This window comes from Vicinamibacterales bacterium (genome assembly GCA_036504215.1).
In the GTDB taxonomy this organism is placed as follows: Bacteria; Acidobacteriota; Vicinamibacteria; order Vicinamibacterales; family Fen-181; genus FEN-299.
The window spans coordinates 1-2,293 of the sequence record DASXVO010000072.1 but is presented as its reverse complement, the minus strand read 5'-3'; the positions used below and the strand labels follow the sequence as shown (position 1 = coordinate 2,293).

General features: G+C 68.6%; 3 protein-coding genes. 2 read left to right on the top strand and 1 reads right to left on the bottom strand.

The window, feature by feature from the left end; genetic code table 11:
- The coding region (locus tag VGK32_19930) for an SRPBCC family protein (protein ID HEY3384040.1) at positions 1-415 on the top strand (415 nt) is incomplete at its 5' end.
- 72 nt (positions 416-487) lie between these two features.
- Here the strand turns inward: VGK32_19930 and VGK32_19925 are convergent.
- On the bottom strand, positions 488-1,699 hold the full coding sequence (locus VGK32_19925) for an adenylate/guanylate cyclase domain-containing protein (protein HEY3384039.1): 1,212 nt from the start codon (positions 1,697-1,699) through the stop codon (positions 488-490).
- A 166-nt stretch (positions 1,700-1,865) separates the two neighbouring features.
- Here VGK32_19925 and VGK32_19920 point away from each other — a divergent pair.
- Positions 1,866-2,293 (top strand): FAD-dependent oxidoreductase (locus tag VGK32_19920; protein HEY3384038.1); only part of this gene is annotated, 428 nt, incomplete at its 3' end.

The window sequence follows — 2,293 nt, the reverse complement described above, 5'->3', positions numbered from 1 at the left end:
CGCCGTCGCGGAGGTCTTCGACTTCGTCGCCGACGAGTGCAACGAGCCGACGTACAACGCGCAGATGCGCCTCGCCGAGAAGATCTCGGAGGGACCCATCGGCGTGGGCACGCAGTACCGGGCGGAGGTCGTGAGCGGCGGCCGGCCCGTCTCGATGGTCATCGAGTTCAAGAAGTACGAGCGACCCCGGCTGCTCGCGTCGAAGACCACGATGCCCTCCATGGACATCGCCTACACCCTGACCTTCGAGCCCGTTTCGGAGGGCACCCGAATGGCGTGGTCGGGAGAGATCGAGCCGCACGGGATGCTCAAGCTGATGGGCCCGCTGGTGGCGCGGATGGGTCGGCGGCAGGAGCTGCGAATCTGGACCGGCCTGAAGGAGCTCCTCGAAGGGAACATCGCGCCTGCACCCTAGCCTGGCGTCCCGAACCTCGCGCGGAGCGGGCCCATCGACCCCGTTCTCGAGCTCGACAACCGCCTGGGCCATTCACGCCGGCCGCGCGCGGCAGGATCGAACGGCGTACGCAGCGATGGCCGTGCTGAAGCCCTTGAGCTCGAGGTCGGCGACGGCATCGGCCTCGACCCAGTTCTCAACGGTCGCCATGACTCGCTGGCTGATCAGGATCTCGGCGGCCTTGGCGGCCGACGAGAGCCGCGAGGCGAGGATGACGGACGTCCCGATCGCGGCGTAGTCGTAACGGCCCTCGAAGCCGATCCGACCGACGGTGGCGTAGCCCGTGGCGATCCCGATCCCAAGGCCAAGCTCGTAGCCGCGCTTGCGCCAGTCGGCTGCGAGGGCGGCGAACTGATCGCGCATCTTGCATCCTGTTCGAACCGCCGCGAGCTGGTGGTCGGCGATCGGTGTCGGGTCGTTGAAGAAGATCATGAGACCGTCGCCCGCGAAATGCTCGACGGTGCCACCGGTGGCGACGGCCAAGCGCCCGACGGTCGAGTGGTACTGCCGCAGGACGCCAAGCACCTCCTCGGGATCCGCGCGCTCCGCGAACGCCGTGAACCCGCGCAGGTCCGCGAACAGCGTGGAGATCTCGCGGCGGTGGCCGGCGAGGAGCTGCTCGCCCTCGGCCGACGACAGCAGCTCTGCGGCCTGCGGCGCGTACAGCGCCAACTCGGTTCGCTGGCGCTCGACAGTCGCGAACGTCTGCGCAAGGACGATCGCGATGGCGGCATGATCAGCGAAGAGCTCCACGAGCCCGATCTCACGCTCCGAGAACGGGCGAACCTCGTTCCGGGCGGCTGCAATCACCCCGATCAGCTGGCCGTCATAGCGGATGGGTACGCCCAGGTCGGTACGGATGCCGCCCGTGAGTCGGACCTCCGCCTGGAACGGGTTTCCCTTGAGGTCCGGATCGGCGAGGACGTCCTCGATGTGCACGATGCGCCCGTCGAGGATGGCCCGGCCCACCACCGAGTCGCGATCCGGCGCGTACGTGACACCACGTACGAGCTCCTCGAACTCGGGCGAGAACCCGATGAAGGCGCGCTGCCGGTACGCGCTGCCTTCGCGAACGGCGATGTCCGCGGAGTCGGCACCGCACAGCTGTGCGGCCTCTTCGACAACCGCCTGCAGGACCTCGTCGAGGTCGAACCGGGAGCCCGCGATCGAGGCGAGCGTGCGACCGAGGGCTGCAAGGGCGGCAGCTTCCCGCTGCTGTTCTGCGTCGATCGGACGATCCTTCATGCGTCGTGGAGGTTCGACCCGTGCGGATCCTCGTCAGGATCGCGGGGCCGACGGCGATGATCGCCATGGTAGGCACAAGGCGGGTGCCGGTTTGCTCGATTGACTCGATGGGAGCGGGACGAGAGGATTGGACCTCGTTGAGGCAGTGGAGGAGAGGCTGGAGGCCATGACCATCGACGCGCTCGAGCGATCGCTCGCGGCCCGGACCCGTGGCTCTGTGATCGGCCCGGACCATCGCCTGTACGACAGCGCGCGGGCGCTGTTCAACGGCATGCTCGATCGTCGTCCACGCCTGATCTTCCGACCCGCCGACACGGATGATCTCGTCGCTGCCGTCCGCGGGGCGTCCGAATCCGACCTTGCCATCGCCGTGCGGGGCGGCGGCCACAGCGTCGCAGGCCACTCGATGCCCGACGACGGATTCGTCATCGACCTGTCGCGCTGGCGGTCCGTGACCGTCGACCCGGGGCGGCGGATCGCCGAGGCCGAAGGCGGCTGCCTCCTGATGGATCTCGACGTGGCGACGGCGGGCTATGGGCTCGCAGCAACCTCGGGAACGTTCTTCGACACCGGGATCGGGGGCCTGACGCTGGG